Source organism: Marinobacter sp. BW6, assembly GCF_008107725.1.
GTDB lineage: Bacteria > Pseudomonadota > Gammaproteobacteria > Pseudomonadales > Oleiphilaceae > Marinobacter.
The window spans coordinates 1,732,730-1,755,934 of record NZ_VIRN01000064.1; the positions used below are offsets into that span (position 1 = coordinate 1,732,730).

Sequence of the window (23,205 nt, forward strand, 5' to 3'; positions counted from 1 at the left end):
GCCGAAGTTTTGGCGTCTGGCCGGCAAAAATCAAGGGTTTGACTATGCTTATGTGACGATACGCCTATTACGTTTATTTCACACTAACTGAGGTCGACCATGAATGCGCTGACAGTGGCCAGCAAGGATCAATTCTTTGAACAGTTGGCTGACGCTTTCGCAAAGAAGATTTCTAAAACCGAAGCCAAGAAAATCAGCGAATTTGCCAAGCAGCATTATGCTCATATTCCCCTCGAAGAGCTGGTCAGTCGACGATTTGCGGATACCTATGGCGCCGTTCTTGCCGCATGGCAGTTTTTGCAGAAGCGGTCAGCCGAAGAAACACCCGTTGCCGTATTCAATCCCGACCTGGAGAGCGACGGCTGGCAGTCGACCCATACCGTGGTTTTTATACTGCACCCGAACATTCCCTTTCTGATTGATTCCCTGCGCATAGCCATTAACCAGCGCGAGATTGGTACCCATTCCATCCAGCACTCGATCCTGCAGGTGGAGAGGGACCCGGATGGCAAGCTCAAGAAACTGCACACCACTAAGAAGAAAGCCTCTGGTTCTGCCTACGAGGCCTTCATTGTCCTGGAGATTGATCGACACAGTAATCCAGAGGACCTCCGGGACCTGGAGGACACGCTCCAGAATGTGCTTCATGAGGTGCGGATTGCGGTCAGCGATTTCCCGATAGTCACCGAGAAGGTGAACGAGATTCTCGGTGAGCTGGACAGCACCACCGCGGGCATCAATGACGAGCAGAAGGAAGAGGCCCGGGAATTCCTCGAGTGGCTGGCCCGGGATCATTTCACGTTCCTCGGTTACGACGAGTATGACTTTGCCAAGGATAAAAACGGCATGGTGGTGCGGCGGGTAGAGAACTCGGAACTGGGTATCCTCCGGGTCAATAACGAGCGCCCGGACCGCGTTCGCCTCAATGAATTGCCCCAGCGTACCCGCCACGAAATGACACGGTGCGACGATATTTTCATCTTCGCCAAGTCGGCCCAGCGTTCGCGTGTGCATCGTCCTGCATACCCGGACTACATTGCCGTCAAGAAATTCAACAGCAAAGGCGAGGTGGTCGGTGAACGCCGTTTCCTGGGCCTTTACACCGCCCGGGTTTACAACGAGAGGCCGGATGAGATTCCCCTGCTGCGTCGCAAGTTCCAGAGCGTGATGAAGCGGTCCGGGTTTCTTCGCGACGATTACGCCGGCAAGGAGCTTGAGCAGATCCTGACGGTGTATCCCCGGGACGAGCTGTTCCAGATTGAGCCGGATGAGTTGCTCAAGGTGGCGAAAAGTATCCTGTATATCCAGGAGCGCCGCCGTATCGAGTTGTTCATGCGGGAAGATGTCTACGGCCAGTTTGTAACCTGCCTGGCGTTCTTCCCCAGAGACATCTACAACACCGAACTGCGGCTGAAGGTGGAGCAGGTTCTGGTAGACCGGCTGGAAGCCGAGGATGTCGAGTTCGTGACACATTTCTCCGAGTCGGTACTTGCTCGGGTCCAGTTCACCATTCGGGTACCCCAGGTTGAGAACCGGCAGCTGCCGACGGCCGAGATCCGTGAAAAGGTCATTGAGCTAGCCCAGTCGTGGCGTGACGGGCTTTCTGAAGCCCTGAGCGAGGCCTGGGGCGAAGAGCAGGGCAATGAGCTCTATCGGTTGTGGGCGGGCGGTTTCCCGGCCAGCTATACCGATATGTTCTCGCCCCGGCGAGCCGCCATCGACCTGGAGCATATTGCGTCGTCGGCTAACAATCACGATCTGGCCATGAGCTTTTATCGGGCTCTGGAAGAGGATGAGAGCACCCTGCATTTCAAGCTCTTCTATCCCGACGAGCCGCTGCCCCTGTCGGATGTAATGCCGATATTCGATAACCTGGGCTTCCGGGTAATCGGTGAACACCCCTTCGAGGTGATCGACCGGCATAACAAGACAGTCTGGATCCATGATTTCACCCTCAAGGCCCACACCGGAAATGTCGTGGACATTCACCGCATCCGGCCGATCTTTGAGGAACTGTTCCGCCGGGTCTGGTATGGAGAGGCGGAGAACGACGCCTTCAACCGGATGCTGCTGTCTTCCTACATGAGCTGGCGGGAAATTGCGCTGCTGCGGACCTATGCCCGCTACATGCGTCAGATCCGGTTCTCCAACAGCCAGACCTTTATTTCCAACACTCTGGTAAATCATGTTGAGCTGACCCGTCTTTTGCTCGAATTTTTCGAGATTCGCTTTAATCCGGAGCGCTACCAGAGTCCCGGCAAGAGCCAGGCAGCCCAGCAGAAGCTGGAAATCGAATTCAATGCCGGTCTTGAGAACGTAGAGAATCTCAGTGAGGACCGGGTTCTTCGGCTCTATCTGGAATTGATCCAGGCTACTCTGCGAACCAACTACTACCAGCTGGACGAGGCTGGCGGTCCCAAGCCTTACATCAGCGTGAAGTTCGATCCATCCCGGATTCCGGACATGCCTCTGCCCATGCCGATGTTCGAGATTTTCGTCTATTCACCTCGCGTTGAGGGTGTGCATCTTCGGGGTGGCAAGGTCGCTCGTGGTGGCTTGCGCTGGTCTGACCGGTTCGAAGATTACCGCACGGAGATTCTGGGTCTGGTCAAGGCCCAGCAGGTCAAGAATGCGGTTATTGTGCCAGTGGGCGCGAAGGGTGGTTTTGTTGCCAAGCGCCTACCTGATCCAACGGACCGGGAAGCCTTTCAGGCTGAGGGCATAGAGGCCTACAAGACCTTCATTCGGGGCTTGCTTGATATTACCGACAATCTTGTGGATGCCGGAATTGCGCCTCCGGAACGGGTGATTCGTCACGACGACGATGACCATTACCTGGTCGTGGCGGCAGACAAGGGCACGGCAACCTTCTCTGACATTGCCAATGGCCTGGCAGCGGAATACGGCTTCTGGATGGGCGATGCCTTTGCCTCCGGCGGTAGCAATGGCTATGACCACAAGAAGATGGGTATCACTGCCCGGGGTGCCTGGGTCTCTGTAGAGCGCCATTTCCGGGAGACGGGCATCAACCCGGCGCTGGATGAGTTCACCGCGATCGGTATTGGTGACATGGGTGGCGATGTCTTCGGCAACGGCATGCTGTGCTCGGAGAAAACCAAACTGGTGGCTGCCTTCAACCACGTGCATATTTTCATCGATCCCTCGCCGGACCCTGAGAAAAGCTATAAGGAGCGCATGCGTCTGTTCGGGCTTGCCCGTTCCGCCTGGACTGATTACGACACCAAACTCATTTCCAAGGGGGGCGGGGTGTTCAGCCGGAATGCCAAGTCCATCCCGGTCAGTCCGGAAATGAAGAAGCTGTTGGGTATCAAATCGGATCGGGTGCCGCCAAACATGCTGATCTCTCACATCCTAAAGGCTCAGGTCGACCTGCTCTGGGTCGGTGGTATCGGCACCTATGTGAAAGCTGCCAGTGAATCCCACGGCGATGTGGGCGACAAGGCCAACGACGGTCTGCGGATCAACGGTTCGGATCTTCGCTGCAAGGTGGTCGGTGAGGGCGGTAACCTTGGCCTTACCCAACTCGGGCGCATTGAGTTTGCTCTTAAGGGCGGGCGCCTGAACACCGACTTCATTGATAATTCCGGTGGCGTGGATTGTTCTGACCATGAGGTCAACATGAAGATCCTGCTCAACCGGGCCGTGGTCATGGGCGATCTCACCAACAAGCAACGCAACGTCATGCTTGAAGAGATGACCGACGATGTGGCGGAGCTGGTACTCAAGAACAACTACCGGCAAACGCAGGCGCTCAGTATTGCCAGTGAGGACGCGGCGACCCGGCTGGAAGAGTATCGCCGTTTGATGAATACCTTTGAAAGCGAGGGCAAGCTGAACCGTGCTCTGGAATTCTTGCCAGATGACGAAACCCTGTCAGAGCGCAAGCTGGACAAGAAAGGACTGACCCGCCCGGAACTGTCGGTTTTGATTTCCTATGTGAAAGGCGATCTGAAACAGACCCTGATCGACAGCACGCTCCCTGACGATCCCCTGCTGGCCGGTGAGATGTACAAGGTCTTTCCACGGGATCTGACCCAGAAATTCTCGAAGGAGTTGGGCGAGCATCAACTGCGTCGTGAAATTATCGCGACCCAGATTGCCAACGACATGGTCAACCACATGGGGATTACCTTTGTGGAGCGTCTGAACCAGTCTACTGGAGCCGATGCGGCTTCCATTGCACTGGCCTGGATCATTGCCCGGGATGTGTTCCGCATTGATAACTGGTGGGACAGAATTGAGGATCTGGATTTTCATGTGCCGGCCCAGCTACAGATGGAGCTGATGCAGGATCTGATGCGCCTGATGCGCCGTTCAGTCCGCTGGTTGTTGCGTAACCGTCGGGCCGAACTCAGCATTCAGAACCATATGGAGCGCTTCGCCGACAGCGTCTGGGCGATTACCGCCGGGCTGCCTGAGTATCTTGGCGATCAGGCCAGGACTACCTGGGAAAAGCGCCATCAGGCCCTGGTGGATGCCGGTCTGCCGTCAGAGCTGGCGTCTGTCGTTTCAGGTACCGGGCACCTGTATTCATCTTTGGGCATCATTGAGGCCCACGAAGCCTCAGGCATGCCATTGAAAACCGTTGCCAACCTCTATTATGAACTGGGAGACCGCCTGGATCTCAACTGGTTTGCCAGCGCCATCGCGGCGCTCAAACCCGCGTCCCACTGGCAGGCACTTGCCAGGGAGAGTTTCCGTGAGGACCTGGACTGGCAGCAGCGGGCTCTGACCACCGGTGTGCTGAAGCTGGCGGAAAAACCCGAGGATGTACCGGTCTGCGTGGAGAACTGGCTGTCGCGCCATCATCAGATGATCGATCGCTGGAAATCGATGCTGTCGGAGCTCAAGGGTGTGCGGGAGCCGGAATACGCCATGTTCTCGGTGGCGCTGCGTGAATTGCTGGATCTGGCCCAGAGCACTATGCATCAGCCACATGCTGAGTTAGAAGTTTTGACTAACTGAGTATTGCTTTGAAATCCGCATTCCCGTTCAATCGGCGATCGGGAATCATTAAACGGAGTGGGATAATGGGTCAGCTTGACCATCTTCTTGAAAAAAACCGGGCCTGGGCAGATGGCATCAAGGCCCAGGATCCGCAGTTTTTTCACCGCCTGTCGAATCAGCAGGCGCCGGAATACCTGTGGATAGGTTGTGCTGACAGCCGCGTGCCGGCCAACCAGATCGTCGATCTTCTGCCGGGGGAGCTGTTTGTTCATCGGAACGTGGCCAACGTGGTTGTCCACACGGATTTTAACTGTCTGTCGGTGTTGCAGTTCGCCATCGAAGTGTTGAAGGTGAAGCACATCCTGGTGGTCGGCCACTACGGCTGTGGCGGTGTGAGAGCGGCATTGCTCAATGAAGGGTTTGGGCTGATCAGCAACTGGCTTCGTCATGTTCAGGATGTCCGTGACCGGCACCAGTCGGTGCTGGATGATCTGCCAAACGTCCAGGACCGGGTGGATCGGCTGTGCGAGCTCAATGTCGTTGAACAGGTGGGACACGTCTGCCAGAACAACATTGTTCAGGAAGCCTGGAAGCGGGGACAGCCTTTAACGGTCCATGGTTTTGTCTACGATGTGGCTGATGGGATTCTCCGGGATATGGGGCTGTCGGTTTCCAGCGAGGAAGATCGCGAACGGGTCCGGCAGAACAGTATCGATGAGCTGGTGCAGAGGCCGGTGCGCTCAGGGCGTCAGAAAAGCGTGCAGTGAAGAATGTGAAATTGCGTCAAAAATTCGTGATGAGCGTCACTTCCTGACCCTCGGCGTCATCACAGTTGGTTACTTCGCGCTTTGCTATTGTAGATCCTGCAGTAAGCGAGGAGGTAGGCCATGAAAGAACTGATGCAAAAAGCCCTGACAGCCCTGAACCAGCGTAAAGACGTTACTGCCGGCTCGGAGCAACGGGGTCGGGGGCGGAAAGCTTCTGACGCCAGCCAGCCTGAAGACTGGGGCATGTCCCCTGAAGATGCTCTCCGGGTTGGTACGGTTGCCCGTTACAAGTGACTGAGTTTTCCATGGTATTTACTCTCTGAAAGCCCTCCGGTCTCTGCCTGGCAGGGGAGACGCGAGGGCTCATTCCGGTTAGAGTATCCCGTTTTCGAATTATCCACGCGGGATCAGCCAAACAATGTCATTGCCCAATTCCCATGAAGTCCTGTTGCGAAACCGCCACCTCTTGAAGGGACGGATGGCTCTGTTGGGCGTAACCGCCAACGGGCTGCTGGCGGATTTGCCCGCTGGCGGTATGGCAATGAGCGAGCATGCCGGTGTGTGTGCCGCCCTTGCGGGGCAGGACAGTTGGCAGATTTGTTTCGGCTACGATGATCCGGCACTGGAGCCCGGCACCTTTGACACCCTGGTTGTGTTTCTGCCCAAGGCCCGGGCGGAGCTAGATCTGCGTCTTGCGTTGGCGCGATGGTTGGCGGTGCCGGGTGCTCAGGTGGTGCTTGTTGGCGAGAAGAAAGAAGGTATTGCCGGAGCCGTCAAACAGCTTAAAGCCGTGGCGCCGCAGGCGACCAAGACCGACAGTGCAAGGCACTGCCAGGTCTGGTGTGCCGAGCATATCGAACCGCTGCCCGAATTCTCGCTTCAGCAGTGGATCACCTGGACAGGCATTGACTGCAAGTCGGTGCACCTGGATGTCGCCGGGCTGCCGGGTATTTTCAGTCTCGGCGAACTGGACGAGGGCACCCGCCTGCTGCTGGAAACACTGGACGAGAATCCATTGCGATCCGGCTCTGTCCTCGATTTCGCTTGCGGCGCCGGCGTCCTTGGAACCTGGCTGCACCGCTGGCACGAGCAGCAGAACCAGCCCCGTAGAACGGTCGACGGGATCGACGTTCAGTCCCAGGCGGTTATCTGTGCCCGGGCCACTTATGAGCGCAACGGTGTTTCCGGGCGCATTCTGGCCTCGGATGGCCTGTCGGAGGTCGAGGGCACCTGGCCGGTTATTTTAAGCAATCCTCCCTTTCACAGTGGTGTCAGAACCGATCTGTCGATGACCGAACGCTTTCTTCGAGAGGTGGTGCGTCATCTGGCGCCGGGTGGTGAGGTGCGTCTGGTGGCGAACAGCTTCCTGCCATATGAGCCATTGATGAAGCGCTGCATCGGCCCGGTCGAGCGCCTGCGCGAGGATCGACGATTTACCGTCTATCGCGCGTTTCGCCATTCCTGAACGCAAAAAAAAGCCCCTGGGGTGAGGGGCAAGAGGTTCGCGTCCAGAACAACGGAGCCAACCGGAAAAGGGATGTTCAGTGTGAACACCATCCACGTTAGGGTTAATTTCTAGAATAAACAGCCTAGAATGGCGCTTTTGTGACAAAAAGCCTCCAGGATGCCCGAAATGACAACTGCCGAACTCGTTTTTTCCCAAGGCACGCTGACACTGAGCCGCCCGGGTACCGGTGATCCGACACTGAGGGCGTGGGATGCAGCAGACGAACTTCTGCTGGAAGAGGCTCTTGGTGCCGCAGCTGGCATTGATGAGCCCCGGATCCTGGTGGTGGATGACCAGTTCGGAGCCCTGGCGTTAGGGCTTTCGGGGCTGTCGCCAACCATCGTTGCCGACAGCGCTGCGTTGCCTGGCGCGCTGGCTAACAATGCCTTGTTGAATCCGGCTTTTGCTCTATCGGGACCGGTCCATAGCTGGATCGATCCGCCGCCGGGCCCGTTCGACCTGGTGGTATTGAGAATACCTCGCCAGGCTGACTATCTGGCCTGGTTGCTGCGCTGGCTGAATGGCGTGATGGCTGATTCCGGTGTGTTGCTTGCGGGCGGAATGCTAAAGCATCTGCCGGCGAAAAGCGTCGAAGTGTTTGCGGAAGCGGTGCAGACGGAGCAGGTTCTGCCGGCGCGAAAAAAGGCGCGTGTGATTCGTTGCCGCAAAGGTGCTGCGAATCTGGCGGGATGGTCCAATACCTGGAAGGGTTATGCAGTGACCGGCCGGAACGGCGCTGTGGAAGTCGAGGCATTGCCCGCAGTGTTCGCCAGGGAAAAGCTGGATATGGGTAGTCGCCTGCTCTTACCCCATGTGACCAACGCGGTATCCTCTGCCGAGGCCGGCTACTCCGTGCTGGACCTGGCCTGTGGCAACGGCGTGCTGGGTCTGACGGCGCTGGCGGAGCGAGGGGGGCTCCAGCTGGGTTTCAGCGATGTTTCAAGTCAGGCTGTGCTCAGTGCCCGGCTTAATGTCGAACAAGCGTTCCCGAACGCCAACGCGGTTTTCTCTCACTGCGACGGGGTTGATTCCGATATGGGGGCCTTCGATCTGATCCTTCTGAATCCGCCGTTTCACGAGGGTGGTGTAGTCGGTGATCATATTGCCCTGCGGTTGTTTGAGCAGGCCTCGCGACACTTGAAGCCCGAAGGTTGCGTGCTCATGGTAGGAAACCGCCACCTGGGCTATCACCGAAGCCTGCGCCGGTATTTTTCTACGGTGGAACAGCTGGATGCCAGCCCCAAGTTCGTGGTGTTCCGGGCCGGCAATCGCTGAAGAGTCGTGTAGGTTACAACGTTGGAGTCGGGCGGTCGTATCCCAGGCGGGCCAGCGTGTCCACGATGGTCTGGGTCTGGCTGTCTATTTCAATGTTTACCCGTTGACCTTCTGTACACGTGCCAAACGTCGTGGCCCTGAGAGTCTCCGGAATCAGATGGATGTTGAACCGGTTGCCCCGAACTTCGCCAATGGTCAGGCTGGCGCCATTGATGGCGATGTAGCCTTTGGGAAAGACGTAGCGTGTCCATTCGTCGGGCACTTCAAACCACAGGGTGACATTGTTCTCCGGCCGCAGAATTTCGACAATCCTGGCGGCTGTATGAACGTGCCCTGACAGCAGATGGCCGCCAATTTCATCTCCGATCCGGGCGGCACGCTCGAAATTGACGTGATCTCCGGATTTCAAGTCCCCAAGTGTGGTCAGTCTCAGGGTTTCCTGCATGGCATCAAAATAAAGCACGCTGCCTTCCTGGCGTGTAACGGTCAGGCAGGTGCCGTTGATTGCAACCGATGCGCCAATTGACACTCCGTCTGCTTTGTCTGTCGGGAGCCGGATGGCAAAAGTGCTCAGTCCGGGCTCAGCAGTGACGTCTTCGATGGTTGCAATGCCCTGGACAATGCCTGTGAACATAATCCTGACCTCGTTAGATGTGTTGTGCGGATGCCTTTCTGGCAGGTGCGCCAAGGATAGCGAGGGGACTGGCCGATGCCAAGGTTGAGAAAAGGGAATTCAAGTATCCGATGCAATGGTCGATACTCTGTAAAACCCTGCAATCCGGACAATCTGCCATGGCTGAAAATCAGAGTAAGGCTGCTACCCAGGCGAATGAGCCGACGCAGGCACCGGTGTTGCGGCCAGGCCGGGCGGCAGACCCTGTGCCGGCGCACATTGCTGCGGGTGGCCAGGCGTCGGCACCGGTAACGGCCAGTCAGGCCACGGAAGGGGAGCCATCCGATCAGAGGGTGGAAACCGGCACTGAGCCCGATCAATCATCCGGCGGCGAGGTGTCCCGGGATACAGGCAGCGGCAGCCCTGGGAAGGTGTTAGCGGAATCCCGGCAACGCAAGCTCCGGTTGATGCTGCGACAGTGCGACCGGGTGCTGCTGATGGATTTTGACTTGCTTGCGATGAACGGTTGGCCGGACAACTATACTATGGCCGAGGCGCGTCGGAGTCGGGATCTCTGGTTGTTCAGTGCCTTGATTGCGGCAGCCATTTTTCTGAGCGGTCTGACCGGGTTTGTCCCGGCCTGGATTGCAGGCGGGGGGTTTGGCGCCTTTGTGATCATTCTGTTGCTCGGGGTGCCGGCGGTACGAAGAATCTACACCAGCAAACCCTCCTACCTTGATCTGATCATGACCCGGCAGCGGATGCTTCGTGAGGCACGACAACACGTCGCCCATCTGGAAGGCTCGGATGGTCTTATCTGGCAGTGTGCGCGAATGGCTGATTTTAACCCGGCGCTGAAAAACACCCGGTTCAGTCACCTTATAAGATTGTCTGAGAACCGCATGCTGTCCCGGCAGTTAACTCGCCGGGAGCATGTGCGTCTTTACCTGATCTATCTGCTGGAGGCAGAGAAGGCGTATAGCCGCGTCCAGAAGGCGTTTTTCGAGGGTAACCAGGAAGCGATTGACCAGGGCTGGGAGGAAGTCGCTGCAGAGCCTGAACCCAGAACTTGACAAGGATGTGCTTCAAACGTATGTTTCAAACAGACGTTTGCTAGAGGCACTGATAATAAAATGGCGCAGTCTGATACCGTTGACCGGATTCTCGATGCAGCCGAAGAGCTGTTCGCCGACCGGGGTTTTTCGGAAACCTCGCTCCGAATGATTACCAGTAAGGCTAAAGTAAATCTGGCCGCTGTCAATTACCACTTTGGTTCAAAGAACGCCCTGATTCATGCTGTATTCGCGCGCTTTCTGACGCCGTTTTCTGCAACGCTGGAGAGCGCCTTTGATGAGCTTGAGGAACGTTGTAACGGTAAACCGCCCACTTTGAATCAAACACTCTGGGCGCTTACGGAAAGCGCGGTGCGCATGCCCCAGCGCAACGAAAAGGGTATCTCCATCTTCATGCGCCTGCTCGGGCTTGCATACACCCAGTCCCAGGGCCATTTGCGCAAGTTCCTGGAGCAGGAATACAGCGAGCCTTTCAGTCGTTTTATGCGTCTGCTCAAGGAAGCGACCCCACAGCTGTCGTCGGTGGATCGCTACTGGCGCATCCAGTTCATGCTTGGGGCAACGGCCTTTACCATGTCCAGCAGCGATGCGCTGAGGGATATTCTTCAGAACAAACTGGGTGTGGAAACCACGGTCCAGGAAATCGCTGCTCGTCTGGTGCCCTTCCTCGCCGCCGGCATGCAAGCCGAAGACGCCATGCTGATTCCACCGGCAGGAAGCAAGGTCTCGGTTGCCTGAGTTCCTCTCTCTCGGTTAGGCTTCCCCTTTACCTCCAAGGGAGCCTGGCCGGTTTTGACGCACCCTGCATCACTCCGCATTGACATTGATCTGACCCTCCAGCGCCTGCGACTTGAAACCGAAGGCGGGGAGCTTGTTGCCTGCTATCCGGTTTCCAGTGGGCTCAACGGGCCGGGTGAGCAAGATGGCAGTGGCTGCACCCCACGAGGCGAGCACTATATTCGCGCGAGTATTGGCGCCGGGCTTCCGGTGGGAACTGTGTTTCGTGCCCGGCGCCCGACAGGCGAAACCTATAGCTCCGAACTTGCCCGGCAACACTCTGGTCGTGACTGGATACTGAGTCGAATTCTCTGGTTATGCGGCCGCGAGTGGGGCAAAAACAGGGGCCCGGGTGTCGATACTTTCCGCCGCTTCATATACATTCACGGCACACCGGACAGCGAGCCTATGGGAGTGCCGCTGTCCCACGGCTGTGTGCGGATGCGCAATAAAGACATAGTTGATCTGTTTGATCGCGTCGCGCCGGGAACGGCTGTTTCCATTCGATAAACCTTTCGAGACCAGAGGGATCCGATGATCGGGGATGTTATGGCCATGGTGAATGGCTGGATCGAGAATTTCGGGCTGTTGTCTGAAGCCTGGCGCGTTGGAATTGTCGTGTTTGCGCTGGTTTTCGGAACCGCGACGGTGGCCTATATCGTCAGTCACATCATCGGTGCGCTCGAGCGAAAATTCAGCCAGACCAAAAACCTGTTTGATGACGCGTTATTGCATGCAGCACGCAAACCGGTTGTGGCTTTTGTCTGGCTTCAGGGTGTCTATTGGGCTGCGGAAGTGGCTCACAAATACTCGGAAGCAGAGATCTTCAAGGCCAATGAGTCTGTGCTGCAGATCGGTTTCATATTTGTTCTGGTGTGGTCGGTTCTGCGCCTGATCAAGGAGGCCGAGGGGATTCTGGTATCGCCCCTGAAAATGAAAGAGCCCATGGACTACACCACCGTTAACGCGGTGAGTAAGTTGTCCCGGGCGGTGGTTATCATTACGGCGGTGCTGATTGCCATGCAGTCGCTCGGGTACAGCATTTCCGGGGTGCTGGCATTCGGTGGCGTGGGTGGTATTGCAGTCGGCTTCGCCGCCAAGGACCTGTTGGCCAATTTCTTCGGCGGATTCATTATTCACCTCGACCGTCCGTTTAAAGTAGGGGACTGGGTGCGTTCACCGGATCGCAATATTGAGGGCACGGTTGAGCATATCGGCTGGCGTCTGACCACTATCCGTACCTTTGACAAGCGTCCGCTTTACGTCCCGAATGCTACGTTCACTACCATCGCGGTGGAGAACCCCTCTCGCATGAGCAATCGTCGTATCTACGAAACGATAGGCATCCGGTATGCCGATGTCGGTCAGATGGCAGCTATTGTCGACGACATCAAGGCCATGCTGCAGCATCATGAGGACATCGACAGCGATCAAACCCTTATTGTGAATTTCCTGGCGTTCAATGCGTCGTCACTGGATATCATGGTTTATACCTTTACCAAGACAACCCAGTGGGTCCCGTTCCATGAGATCAAACAGGATGTGCTGCTGAAAATCAGCGATATCATTGAAGGTTACGGAGCCGAGGTGGCCTTCCCGACCCGGACTCTGCACCTGCCCGAGGGGGTTCGATTGTCCGGATCGCAATCCGATGGCTCGGCAGATCAGAGTGGGGAAGCCTCCTCCGGAAAAAGTGCAGAGAAGTCTCAGAATCGCCAGACAACCGGAGATGTGGAAGACTCAGGAGATTCAGAATGACATCACCGGAGAGAATGCACCCTGTAGGCATTATTGGCGGTACCGGCCTGACCACGCTGTCAGGACTGGAAATCACCGGTGAGAACAAGGTCAGAACGCCGTGGGGAATTCCATCGGCGCCCCTTGTTGAGGGGCGCTTGGGTGATCAGCCGGTTATCTTCCTGTCACGCCATGGTAACCCGCACCGCATTCCGCCCCATCAGGTAAACTATCGGGCCAATCTGCGAGCCTTGTATGACGCCGGAGTGAGGACGGTTATCGGTGTTAACGCCGTGGGCGGGATCCATCCGGATATGGGGCCGGCGCACGTGGTCGTACCCGATCAGATTATTGACTATACCTGGGGGCGTGCCAGCACCTTCTTTGAAGGCGATCTGGACTCGGTGACCCATATTGATTTCACCTGGCCCTATGATGAGAGTGCACGCCAGATCCTGATTGATGCCGCCGGTGCAGAAGGCGTGCCGTTTTCCGGTTTTGGTGTGTATGGCGCCACCCAGGGACCGAGGCTGGAAACGGCGGCGGAGATCGTCCGTATGGAGCGGGACGGATGCGACCTGGTGGGCATGACCGGTATGCCGGAAGCCGCGCTGGCGGCGGAACTGGGGATGCGCTACGTCTGTCTCGGATTGGTGGTGAACTGGGCGGCCGGTAAATCCGACCACATCATCACGATGGAAGAGATTGAAGCGGCCATAGAGCAGGGAATGTCCGGGGTCAAACGGATTCTCGAAGTCTCTATGGCCGGCCTTGGAGTGCTTACTCCGCTGCCTCAATCTTCTTGAAGAAAACCAGCACGCCGATGGTAGGGGAGTCCAGAAAGTGGATTTCCTCGCTGCGCATCCGGCGGGTTTCCCGAATCCACGTCACCAGTTCAAGCCGAGCTGGCTCAGCCAGAGCAGGAATTTGCTGAGTTGCAGATTCGCCGGTTGTCGCTGACCCGGCGATTGTATCCTCAGTGCCAGACCCATCTGCCGGCGAGGGCGTTTCCTGGGGCGGGCCAGTCACAGTACCCGCAGACAGCTCTGCAGTCTCTTCTGCTAACTGCCAGTGGTTGAGGTGAACATTGACGTGCAGATAGCGTTGCCGGTCAATGGTGATGTGGCCCTCAATCTCTCTGGTGCGGGCGTCTTCAATCCAGTCGCCCGTTTCTACCCGTAAGGCCGAGCCTTTGTAATCCGGCGGAAACGCCTCGTACCAACCCTCTGCCACGAGCACCCGGTACCGGCCGCTGCGTTCAAGTCGAGCCGCCGCATTGGCTAGATGAAGGTCTTTCTGTGGCGCCAGTTCCAGCGTGGTTTGCTTGGTGCCATCCTCAAGCGCTGACCAGAGAATTTCCTCCGTTTGCGTTGGCTCTTCTACCGTGCGGCCAGACATCCGCTCATTCACGGCCTCGGGCTCGATTATCCGCTCAAGAATCACGAACTCGGCACGGTAGTAGTCATCGGGAACGGGCGTGCCAGGCTCAAGGGGCAGCGTTGCCCGGTCAGGCTGCTGGGCAGCGCCTGTGACTGCAAAGCTCAGCAGGAGGGCTGCCAGGATGGCCCGGGTCGGGTATCGGCACCAGCGAATTCCATCAATTTGCAAGGGTCGTACTCCACATGTTGGTCGGCCGTTCATGAGCCGGACGCGTCACTTTTTGCAGGCTCAAGCTCGCCAAGCATCCGGGAAATGCCGTCGAGTTTACCACCGGTTGTGGCATCCTTCAGCCGAAAACGGAAGCTGTTGGCACCTTCGAGCCGGTACTGGTCCGGTGAGGATTGCACTTTCTTAACCAAGACGAGAGGGTCCACCGGTGTCGAGCTGCCAAACTCAAGCCTCGCCCATTCCTTGCCGGCATCCACTTTAACGATGCCCAGGGCTTCCGCACGGAGTCGAAGCTCCGTCTGGCGGATCAGATTCTTGGCCGGATCCGGCAATAATCCGAACCGATCAATCATCTCAACCTGAAGTTCTTTTAATGCGCCCGGGCTGTCCACGCTGGCGATCCGCTTGTAAAGCATCAGGCGGTTATGGACATCGGGCAGGTAATCCTCGGGAATCAGTGCCGGGATCCTTAGATTCATTTCCGTGCCGTGGCTCAGTGGCAGGTCAGCATTGGGTGTTCGGCCTTCCCGAATGGCTTTGACGGCTTCATCCAACAGCTGCATATAAAGGGTAAATCCGATGCTTTCGATTTGCCCACTCTGTTCTTCGCCCAGCAACTCTCCCGCGCCCCGGATTTCCAGGTCGTGGGTAGCCAGCATAAAGCCGGCGCCCAGGTCCTGCGCCTCCGAAATAGCATCCAAACGCTTTTTGGCATCCGCCGTAATGGATTTCGGCGGTGGTGTGAGCAGGTAGGCGTAGGCCTGGTGGTGAGACCGGCCCACGCGCCCCCGGAGTTGATGCAGCTGAGCCAGGCCGAACTTGTCGGCCCGCTCGATGATGATGGTGTTGGCGCTGGGAACGTCGATGCCGGTTTCAATGATGGTCGAGCACACCAGCACGTTGAAACGCTTGTGATAGAAGTCCGACATGATCTTTTCTAGATCCCGTTCCCGCATCTGGCCGTGGGCTACACCCACCCGGGCTTCGGGAATCAACGAGCGGAGATCCTCGGCGGTTTTCTCGATGGTCGCCACATCGTTATGGAGAAAATAGACCTGACCGCCACGGAGAATTTCCCGCAAAATGGCTTCCTTGACCATGGCGTTGTCTTTCTGGCGCACGAAGGTTTTCACCGAAAGTCGTCGCGCCGGCGGTGTTGCGATGATTGAGAGGTCTCTCAGATGCCCCATGGCCATGTTCAGCGTCCGCGGAATCGGAGTCGCGGTCAGGTTGAGCATGTCGACCTCTGCTCGCAGTGCTTTCAGTCTTTCCTTTTGCTGTACGCCAAAGCGGTGCTCTTCATCGATGATGACCAGGCCAAGATTCTTGAACTTGATGTCGCCCTGCAGCAGTTTGTGGGTGCCGATGACGATGTCGGCTCTGCCGTTCTCCACGGCCTCCAACGCCTTGCTGGTCTGGCCGGCGGTTCGGAACCTGCTGAGAAGCTCGACCTGTACCGGGGTGTCCGAGAAACGGTCCCGGAAGGATTCGTAATGTTGCTGGGCAAGCAGGGTAGTGGGAACGAGAACCGACACCTGTTTGCCAGACCATGTGGCGAGGAACGCTGCGCGCATGGCAACCTCGGTTTTTCCAAAACCCACATCGCCACACACCAGGCGGTCCATCGGTCGTTCACTGGTCATGTCTTCGAATACCGACTGGATGGCGACCTGCTGGTCCGGCGTTTCCTCGAACGGGAAGCCGGCGGCAAAGGCGCGATAGGCCTCCTTCGGATCCTCGAAGCTGAATCCCTTGCGCGCTTCCCGGCGGGCGTAGACGTCTAGCAGCTCGGCGGCGGTATCACGGATTTTCTCCAGGGCTTTCTGCTTGGCCGTGCTCCAGCGGTCCGTTCCGAGTTTGTGCAGTGGCGCGTGCTCGGTGTCATTGCCGGCATAACGTGAAATCAGATGCAGGCTGGAGACTGGCACATAGAGCTTGGAGCCACCGGCGTACTCAAGCATCAGAAATTCGCTGGCTTCGCCTTCAACAGTAATCGTCTCCAGGCCCTGGTAGCGGCCGACGCCGTGGTCAATATGAACCACCGGGGCGCCAATCCGCAATTCCGACAGATCCCGGAAACCGGCATCATCGGTCTCTGTGGGCTTTTCACGGCGACGTCGCTGCAGTACCCGCTCTCCGAACAGGGCTGTTTCGGTAATCAGGGCAACGGAATGCTCGGGGAGCACCAGGCCTTGCTCCATCGGAGCAATGGTAATAGTCAGTGGGCTCCCTTTGTCTTCAAGAAAGGCCTGCCAGCCGGGAAGGGTTTTCAGCTCAAGGCCCTGCTCGCCAAGATTCTCCATCAGGGCTTCTCGCCGACCGGAAGATTCGGCGCAGATCAGCACGTGGCCGTCGAACTCGCCGAGAAATCGTTTTAGTCGACCGGCTGGATCTGCGGCCCGACCGTCCATGGCAATATCCGGCAGGGATTCTGTCGGGCAGTTGACCGATCCGGAAGTCTCTGTGGTCTCTGATGAAATGGTCACCCTGGGGAAGGCTTTCAGGTGCCTGAACAGCTCTTCCTGCTGCAAAAACAGACGGGTGGGGGGCAGAATCGGTCGTAGTCGATCGTGGCGCCGGTCTTCATATCGGTTGCGGGTTTCGCTGTCAAAATGGCCGACCGCATCATTCAGTCCGTCAGCGGTGAAGACATGGGTTGCCCCGGGCAGGTAGTCAAACAGCGTTGCTGTCTGGTCGAAGAATAGGGGGAGGTAGTACTCGATGCCCGGCGGAGTGATGCCGTGCGTTACATCCTGGTATATGGGTATGTCCTTGTCGGCATTCGGGAACTGTTCGAACCAGCGGCTTCGGAACCCTGACCGTGCCTCCTTATGCCAGGGAAATTCGAACGCGGGCAGAAGCTCAATGCGGTCAATCCGGTCGATCGAACGCTGGGTTTCGGGATCGAAGGTGCGAAGCGTCTCGATCTCGTCATCGAAAAGGTCAATTCGATAGGGCTGGCTGGCGCCCATTGGGAAGATATCCAGTATTGCGCCGCGGACAGCGTATTCGCCGTGCTCGTAAACGTTCTCGGCATGCCGGTACCCCGCCGCTTCCAGCTGCATTCGCCAGTTCTCGATGTCCAGGGACTGTCCCACTTCAAGAAGCAGAGTGTTGCCCTGAAGGTAATTAACCGGCGGCAGCCTGTGCATCAGGGTTCGCGCCGGAACCACCAATACTCCATGGCTGGTTGAGGGCAAGCGGTGCAACGTCCGGATTCGCCGGGAGATGATGTCCTGATGGGGCGAAAACAGATCGTAGGGCAGAGTTTCCCAGTCTGGCAAAGAAAGCAGTTCCAGTCCGTCTTCGCTGATCGCAGGGCCATCCTCTTCCGGAGGTAGTCCGAGGAAGAAACGCATGGCCTGCTCAAGCCGAATAGCATCGGCGGTGCTGCGGGTTATGACCAGAGTCAGGCCCCTGTGGGCCCGGGCACTTTCACAGATGGCCAGCGCGTCACTGCTGCCGTGCAATTGACCCCATGTCCTGTGATCGGCCGGTCGTGTCGGGAATGCCGGGGCAATCATGGGGCGGGGTGACGGGCGGGTGCTGGCACCTTGGCTCATGGGCGGTCTGGTTCTCCTGCTGTGGATGTCCGAGAGGCGATGTGGCGCGTATTCTAACGCTCGCGGTCGGCACTGTCATGGCGCCAATTCATGGTGCAGCGCTTGCTTTATAGACAGGCGGCTCCTATACGAAGGTCATGGGTTGTCGTATTTGCGGTCCGCCGGATTAAGTTGGATAATGTGCGCCCAAATTTCCAAGTGCCAACTGCAGAGGTCAAAGCGTGAGTCACGAACAGATCAATCAGCACCTGTCCAACTGGACAGAAAGAGAATCCACCGCGGAAGCCATGATTCCGCTGATCGGCCGCCTCTACCGCAAGAACAATGTGGTTACTTCTGTCTACGGCCGCGCCATCATCAACCAGTCGGTTATTGACATCATCCGCGCCCACCGTTTTGTGCGCCAGGTTGAAGACAGCGAGCTTTCTGTTCATGACACCCTGCCGATTCTGCAGGCCATGGATAAGCTTGATCTTGGTCGCGCCCACGTGGATATCGGCAAGCTGGCAGTCAAGTTCAAAGACGAAGGCGGTGACCTGACCGAATTCCTGAAGCGTGAAATTGGCCCGGTTGTGGGGCAGTACGCTGCCCAGTCCGAGGAAGATGCCAATAATGACACCAAAGACGTGGTGCTTTACGGTTTTGGCCGTATCGGTCGTCTGCTGGCGCGTATCCTGATCGAGAAGGCCGGTGGCGGTAATAACCTGCGCCTGCGCGCGATTGTCGTCCGCCAGGGTGGCGCGGAAAACGATCTTGAGAAGCGTGCCAGTTTGCTGCGCCGTGACTCGGTGCACGGCCCGTTCGATGGCACTATAACCGTGGACGAGAAGGAATCAGCCCTGATTGCCAACGGCAACTACATCAAGGTGATCTATTCCGATGGTCCGGACAAAGTCGATTACACCGACTACGGCATCAACAACGCCATCGTGATCGACAACACCGGTAAGTGGCGTGATGAAGCTGGTCTTGGCCTGCACCTGAAATCGAAGGGCGTCAGCCGCGTTATCCTGACCGCTCCGGGCAAGGGTGATATCAAGAACATCGTTTATGGTATCAATAACGACTGGATCACTGATGAAGACAAGATTTTGTCAGCAGCCTCCTGTACCACCAATGCCATCACGCCGGTGCTGAAGGCGATCGAGGATGAGTACGGCATTGAAGACGGTCACGTTGAGACCGTGCATTCCTACACTAACGACCAGAACCTGATCGATAACTACCACAAGGGTAGCCGTCGCGGACGCAGCGCCGCCTTGAACATGGTAATTACCGAGACAGGTGCAGCTAAGGCCGTTGCCAAGGCACTGCCGGTTCTGAAAGGCAAGCTTACCGGCAATGCGATTCGGGTCCCTACGCCGAACGTCTCCATGGCGATTTTGAATCTCAACCTCAAGAAAGACGTTGAGGTGGAAGGTGTGAACGACTATCTCCGGGATATGGCGCTGCACTCAGAGCTGCAGAAGCAGATCGACTTCGTGAATTCCCCGGAAGTGGTTTCCACGGACTTCGTCGGTTCCCGTCACGCCGGCATCGTTGATGCTCAGGCAACCATTGCCAGCGGCAAGCGTCTGATCCTGTACGTGTGGTACGACAACGAATTCGGCTACAGCGCTCAGGTGATCCGCGTGGTCAACCAAATGGCAGGTGTAAATTACCCGATCTTCCCCAAACGTGCGAGAGACTGAGCGAATCGCGCCGATCTGGTGAAGTGAAGGTTCAAAGACCCCGAGAGCAATTGCTGTCGGGGTTTTTGTTTTTATGGTCAGCTGTTCGGCTCTTTTCGGTTGCCGGCGCTTAACCGGTTCCGGTTTCTGGTGGAAATAGGATTCCTTAATCTCTATAATTGGCGCGATTTTGGGTACGTCTGGCACTTCGTTTCTCATTGTTTTTCTGGGCCGCAGATGCCGGGCGTTACGAATCCATTGATAAGTTTCTGATGATTGGATGAGGCTAATGATCAAGATCAAAAAAGGCCTGGATCTTCCCATCAGCGGCGCTCCCGAACAGACCATTACAGACGGCAAACCCGTTCGCCACGTGGCGTTGATCGGTTTTGACTATATCGGCATGAAGCCGACGATGGCTGTGAAAGAGGGGGACCGTGTCAAGCGCGGTACGCTGCTGTTCACGGACAAGAAGACCGAAGGCGTTCGTTATACGTCACCCGCCGCCGGCGTGGTGAAAGAGATTAACCGTGGTGAGCGTCGGGTATTCCAGTCGATCGTTATCGAAATCGATGGCGACGAGGCTGAGACATTTGCCCGCTACAGCGAATCGGATCTTGCCGGCCTGGAACGCCAGCAGGTAGTTGATAATCTTGTGGAATCCGGTTTGTGGACGGCGTTCAAGACGCGCCCCTACAGCAAGGTTCCGGAGATCGACTCCGCCCCTCACTCCATTTTCGTGTCGGTTATGGACACCAACCCGCTGGCAGCGGACCCGACGGTGATCATTGGCGAGAACAGCCAGGCGTTTGAGAAAGGCCTGACGCTCCTCACCAAGCTGACCACGGGCAAAGTCTTTGTTACCGGCAAGCCCGGATCCAACGTGGCGGTTCCCAAATCCGACGCTGTTGAGGTTCACCAGTTTGATGGCAAGCATCCGGCGGGCAATGTTGGTACCCATATCCATCACCTGGATCCGGTATCCGGCAGCAAAACGGTCTGGACCATCAATTATCAGGACGTCATCGACATCGCCAAACTGTTTGAATCCGGAGAAGTCCCGGTGGAGCGTATTGTCGCGATTGGTGGCCCCAAGGCGCTGAAGCCGCGCCTTGTTCGTACCCGTCTGGGTGCCAGCCTCGAGGAACTTCTGGAGGGCGAAGTTGCCACAGATTGCGAGATCCGGCCGATTTCGGGGTCTGTGTTCGGTGGTCGCCGCGGCGATGGCCCATGCGCCTACATTGGCCGCTTTGCCAATCAGGTATCGGTACTTGAAGAGGGCAACAAGCGTGAGTTCATGGGATGGCTGTCTCCGGGCCCGAACCGGTTCTCGGTGCTGAACATTTATCTGTCCAAGCTGACCAGTGGCAAGCTTTTCAACTTCACCACCACTACTAACGGCAGTGAGCGGGCGATGGTTCCGGTTGGCGCTTACGAGCAGATCATGCCTCTGGATATTCTTCCGACGCAGCTGCTGCGTTCGCTGATTGTCGGCGATACAGAGATGGCACAGAAGCTTGGCGCGCTGGAGCTGGATGAAGAAGATCTGGCGCTGTGCACGTTCGTGTGCCCGGGCAAATATGAATATGGTCCGATTCTCCGCGAGAACCTGACCCGAATCGAGATCGAGGGCTAATACGATGGCTATCAGACAGTTTCTCGATGGAATCGAGCATCACTTTGAAAAGGGTGGCAAGTACGAGCGCTGGTATGCGTTGTACGAAGCCGTAGACACCATTTTCTACACGCCCGGTAAAGTAACTTCCACCACCGCTCACGTGCGCGACGGCGTCGACCTCAAACGCATCATGATTACCGTGTGGTTGTGTACTTTCCCGGCGATGTTCTTCGGTATGTGGAACATCGGCTTCCAGGCCAACAGCTTCCTTGCGTCCAATCCGGACGCCATGGTTGCTGACGGCGGCCTGCGGACTGCCTTCATTCAGGCACTCGCCATCACCGGGGCCGGTGCGGGCGTATGGGATAACTTCGTTTACGGCATGGCGTACTTCGTTCCCATCTACTTTGTGACCTTCGTGGTCGGTGGTTTCTGGGAAGTGCTGTTTGCCACCGTGCGTCGTCACGAAGTGAACGAAGGCTTCTTTGTCACATCGGTTCTTTTTGCGCTGATCTGCCCGCCCACTATCCCGCTCTGGCAAGTGGCTCTGGGCATCACCTTTGGTGTCGTGATCGGTAAGGAAGTGTTTGGTGGTACCGGCAAGAACTTCCTGAACCCGGCCCTCACTGGTCGCGCGTTCCTGTACTTTGCCTATCCGGCACAGATTTCTGGTGACACAGTGTGGACCGCGGTTGATGGTTTCAGTGGCGCTACTGCGCTGAGCTGGGCCGCAAGTGGCGGTCTGGAAGCACTGGAAGCCCAGATTGGCTGGATGAGTGCTTTCGTGGGAACCATTCAGGGCTCCATGGGTGAAACGTCAACCCTGGCGGTGCTGATAGGCGGCTTGATACTGCTGGTCATGAAGATTGCCAGCTACCGGATTGTCGGCGGCGTATTGATCGGTATGATCGGCATGTCCCTGCTGCTTAATATCGTCGGATCCGAGACCAACCCGATGTTCGCAATTCCTGCGCATTGGCATCTGGTTATGGGCGGTTTTGCCTTCGGTATGATGTTCATGGCAACCGACCCGGTGTCCGCGGCGATGACCAACACCGGTCGCTGGTGTTTCGGCATTCTGGTGGGTGTCATGACAATCCTGATCCGTGTCATCAACCCGGCCTTCCCCGAGGGCATCATGCTGGCGATTCTGTTCGCCAACCTGTTTGCGCCGCTGATGGACCATTACGTGGTCCAGGCCAACATCAAACGGAGGCTCGCTCGTGGCTAAAGCTAAAGAAACCGTCTCCCGCACTCTGGTTGTTGCGCTGGTTCTGAGTATTGCCTTCTCTGTGGTGGTGTCCACTGCAGCGGTACTGCTTCGACCGGCCCAGATCCAGAACCAGAACCTGGATATCAAGACCAATATTCTGTCTTCGGCCGGCATGCTGGAGTCTGGCTCCAGCGCAGAGGAGATCGAAGAGGCGTTCGCACGCTTTGATGTCCGGCTGGTTGACCTGGACACGGGTGAATTCGTCGAGCCTTCCGACGTGGGTGTCCAGGACCCGATGAAGTACGACATGTACAAGGCTGCTTCGGACCCCGAGATGTCCACCAACATTCCGTCTTCTGAAGACAAGGCCGGTATCAAGCGCCGTCCGAATGTTGCCAAGGTCTACACCATGAGCGAGAACGGCCAGATCAACCGCGTGGTTCTTCCGATCCACGGTTACGGTCTCTGGTCCACGCTCTACGGGTTCATTTCTCTCGAGGGCGATCTGAACACCATCGAAGGTCTGGGTTTCTATGCACATGCAGAAACCCCGGGGCTTGGTGGTGAAGTGGACAACCCGCGCTGGAAGCGCCAGTGGGTGGGCAAGGAGGTCTACAACGAAGACCGTTCCGAGCCCCAGGTGCGACTGGTCAAGGGCGGTGTTGGCGCCGATGCACAGGACAAGGAGCACAAGGTTGATGCTCTGTCTGGTGCTACGCTGACAAGCCGCGGCGTTGAGCAACTGGTTAACTACTGGATGGGCGACCGCGGGTACGCGCCGTTCCTGCAAAAACTTCGTGAAGGGGAGGTCTGATC

The 23,205-nt window shown here is 57.1% G+C and carries 17 protein-coding genes; 14 read left to right on the plus strand and 3 right to left on the minus strand.

Annotated features, from left to right (window positions below):
* Window positions 1–99: 99 nt before the first annotated feature.
* From FMN52_RS16635 to FMN52_RS16650, 5 genes are all read left to right on the plus strand, one after another.
* Window positions 100–4,986, plus strand: coding sequence for an NAD-glutamate dehydrogenase (locus FMN52_RS16635; RefSeq protein WP_148609666.1), 4,887 nt, complete (start codon window positions 100–102; stop codon window positions 4,984–4,986).
* 65 nt (window positions 4,987–5,051) lie between these two features.
* Window positions 5,052–5,735 (plus strand): carbonate dehydratase, encoded by a 684-nt coding sequence (gene can, locus FMN52_RS16640; protein ID WP_148609667.1) that lies wholly within the window; start codon window positions 5,052–5,054, stop codon window positions 5,733–5,735.
* A gap of 120 nt (window positions 5,736–5,855) precedes the next feature.
* A complete protein-coding gene (locus FMN52_RS19875; protein ID WP_162851876.1) occupies window positions 5,856–6,029 on the plus strand; it encodes a hypothetical protein in 174 nt (57 codons plus the stop codon).
* 124 nt (window positions 6,030–6,153) lie between these two features.
* Window positions 6,154–7,200, plus strand: a complete 1,047-nt coding sequence (locus FMN52_RS16645; protein ID WP_148609668.1) for a class I SAM-dependent methyltransferase — start codon at window positions 6,154–6,156, stop codon at window positions 7,198–7,200.
* 168 nt (window positions 7,201–7,368) lie between these two features.
* A complete protein-coding gene (locus tag FMN52_RS16650) occupies window positions 7,369–8,517 on the plus strand; it encodes a methyltransferase (protein ID WP_148609669.1) in 1,149 nt (382 codons plus the stop codon).
* A 13-nt stretch (window positions 8,518–8,530) separates the two neighbouring features.
* Here FMN52_RS16650 and FMN52_RS16655 read toward each other — a convergent pair whose 3' ends face one another.
* Window positions 8,531–9,151, minus strand: a complete 621-nt coding sequence (locus FMN52_RS16655) for a riboflavin synthase subunit alpha (RefSeq protein WP_148609670.1) — start codon at window positions 9,149–9,151, stop codon at window positions 8,531–8,533.
* A 158-nt stretch (window positions 9,152–9,309) separates the two neighbouring features.
* On the opposite strand from FMN52_RS16655, the gene FMN52_RS16660 reads away from it, so the two are divergent.
* Genes FMN52_RS16660 through FMN52_RS16680 form a run of 5 tightly spaced genes read left to right on the plus strand, consistent with a single transcriptional unit; the run spans window position 9,310 to window position 13,523 of the window.
* Window positions 9,310–10,203, plus strand: a complete 894-nt coding sequence (locus FMN52_RS16660) for a hypothetical protein (RefSeq protein WP_148609671.1) — start codon at window positions 9,310–9,312, stop codon at window positions 10,201–10,203.
* Between the two features lie 60 nt (window positions 10,204–10,263).
* Complete coding sequence (locus FMN52_RS16665) at window positions 10,264–10,941, plus strand: TetR/AcrR family transcriptional regulator (protein ID WP_148609672.1); 678 nt, start codon at window positions 10,264–10,266, stop codon at window positions 10,939–10,941.
* 54 nt (window positions 10,942–10,995) lie between these two features.
* A complete protein-coding gene (locus FMN52_RS16670) occupies window positions 10,996–11,490 on the plus strand; it encodes a L,D-transpeptidase (RefSeq protein WP_148609673.1) in 495 nt (164 codons plus the stop codon).
* Window positions 11,491–11,514: 24 nt separating this feature from the next.
* Window positions 11,515–12,738 (plus strand): mechanosensitive ion channel family protein, encoded by a 1,224-nt coding sequence (locus FMN52_RS16675; RefSeq protein WP_148609674.1) that lies wholly within the window; start codon window positions 11,515–11,517, stop codon window positions 12,736–12,738.
* Window positions 12,735–13,523, plus strand: coding sequence for an S-methyl-5'-thioinosine phosphorylase (locus FMN52_RS16680; protein WP_148609675.1), 789 nt, complete (start codon window positions 12,735–12,737; stop codon window positions 13,521–13,523). The genes FMN52_RS16675 and FMN52_RS16680 overlap by 4 nt, the downstream gene beginning before the upstream one ends.
* Here FMN52_RS16680 and FMN52_RS16685 read toward each other — a convergent pair.
* The gene (locus FMN52_RS16685) at window positions 13,498–14,325 is read right to left on the minus strand and encodes a CsiV family protein (protein ID WP_148609676.1); all 828 of its coding nucleotides are present in this window, start codon (window positions 14,323–14,325) and stop codon (window positions 13,498–13,500) included. The two genes, FMN52_RS16680 and FMN52_RS16685, sit on opposite strands and share 26 nt — an antisense overlap.
* 29 nt (window positions 14,326–14,354) lie before the next feature.
* Entirely contained in the window at window positions 14,355–17,888 is a 3,534-nt protein-coding gene (gene mfd / locus FMN52_RS16690; RefSeq protein ID WP_148609677.1) for a transcription-repair coupling factor, read from the minus strand.
* A 221-nt stretch (window positions 17,889–18,109) separates the two neighbouring features.
* On the opposite strand from mfd, the gene FMN52_RS16695 reads away from it, so the two are divergent.
* The 4 genes from FMN52_RS16695 (at window position 18,110) to FMN52_RS16710 (ending at window position 23,203) form a co-directional block, all read left to right on the plus strand.
* Window positions 18,110–19,579, plus strand: a complete 1,470-nt coding sequence (locus FMN52_RS16695) for a glyceraldehyde-3-phosphate dehydrogenase (RefSeq protein ID WP_148609678.1) — start codon at window positions 18,110–18,112, stop codon at window positions 19,577–19,579.
* A 268-nt stretch (window positions 19,580–19,847) separates the two neighbouring features.
* Window positions 19,848–21,194 (plus strand): Na(+)-translocating NADH-quinone reductase subunit A, encoded by a 1,347-nt coding sequence (locus FMN52_RS16700; RefSeq protein WP_148609679.1) that lies wholly within the window; start codon window positions 19,848–19,850, stop codon window positions 21,192–21,194.
* Window positions 21,195–21,198: 4 nt separating this feature from the next.
* On the plus strand, window positions 21,199–22,407 hold the full coding sequence (locus FMN52_RS16705) for an NADH:ubiquinone reductase (Na(+)-transporting) subunit B (protein WP_014577570.1): 1,209 nt from the start codon (window positions 21,199–21,201) through the stop codon (window positions 22,405–22,407).
* Window positions 22,400–23,203 carry a Na(+)-translocating NADH-quinone reductase subunit C gene (locus tag FMN52_RS16710; protein WP_148609680.1) on the plus strand — a complete coding sequence of 268 codons (804 nt, stop codon included), beginning with the start codon at window positions 22,400–22,402 and terminating at the stop codon, window positions 23,201–23,203. Before FMN52_RS16705 ends, FMN52_RS16710 begins: the two co-directional genes overlap by 8 nt.
* The last annotated feature ends 2 nt before the right edge of the window (window positions 23,204–23,205 follow it).

Bases quoted from the DNA above. Each gene is read 5' to 3' on its own strand.
- FMN52_RS16660 (WP_148609671.1), top strand. From the start codon at position 9,310: ATGGCTGAAAATCAGAGTAAGGCTGCTACCCAGGCGAATGAGCCGACG.
- can (WP_148609667.1), top strand. From the start codon at position 5,052: ATGGGTCAGCTTGACCATCTTCTTGAAAAAAACCGGGCCTGGGCAGAT.
- FMN52_RS16665 (WP_148609672.1), top strand. From the start codon at position 10,264: ATGGCGCAGTCTGATACCGTTGACCGGATTCTCGATGCAGCCGAAGAG.
- FMN52_RS19875 (WP_162851876.1), top strand. From the start codon at position 5,856: ATGAAAGAACTGATGCAAAAAGCCCTGACAGCCCTGAACCAGCGTAAA.
- FMN52_RS16645 (WP_148609668.1), top strand. From the start codon at position 6,154: ATGTCATTGCCCAATTCCCATGAAGTCCTGTTGCGAAACCGCCACCTC.
- FMN52_RS16680 (WP_148609675.1), top strand. From the start codon at position 12,735: ATGACATCACCGGAGAGAATGCACCCTGTAGGCATTATTGGCGGTACC.
- FMN52_RS16650 (WP_148609669.1), top strand. From the start codon at position 7,369: ATGACAACTGCCGAACTCGTTTTTTCCCAAGGCACGCTGACACTGAGC.
- FMN52_RS16635 (WP_148609666.1), top strand. From the start codon at position 100: ATGAATGCGCTGACAGTGGCCAGCAAGGATCAATTCTTTGAACAGTTG.
- FMN52_RS16700 (WP_148609679.1), top strand. From the start codon at position 19,848: ATGATCAAGATCAAAAAAGGCCTGGATCTTCCCATCAGCGGCGCTCCC.
- FMN52_RS16705 (WP_014577570.1), top strand. From the start codon at position 21,199: ATGGCTATCAGACAGTTTCTCGATGGAATCGAGCATCACTTTGAAAAG.
- mfd (WP_148609677.1), bottom strand. From the start codon at position 17,888: ATGAGCCAAGGTGCCAGCACCCGCCCGTCACCCCGCCCCATGATTGCC.
- FMN52_RS16655 (WP_148609670.1), bottom strand. From the start codon at position 9,151: ATGTTCACAGGCATTGTCCAGGGCATTGCAACCATCGAAGACGTCACT.
- FMN52_RS16675 (WP_148609674.1), top strand. From the start codon at position 11,515: ATGATCGGGGATGTTATGGCCATGGTGAATGGCTGGATCGAGAATTTC.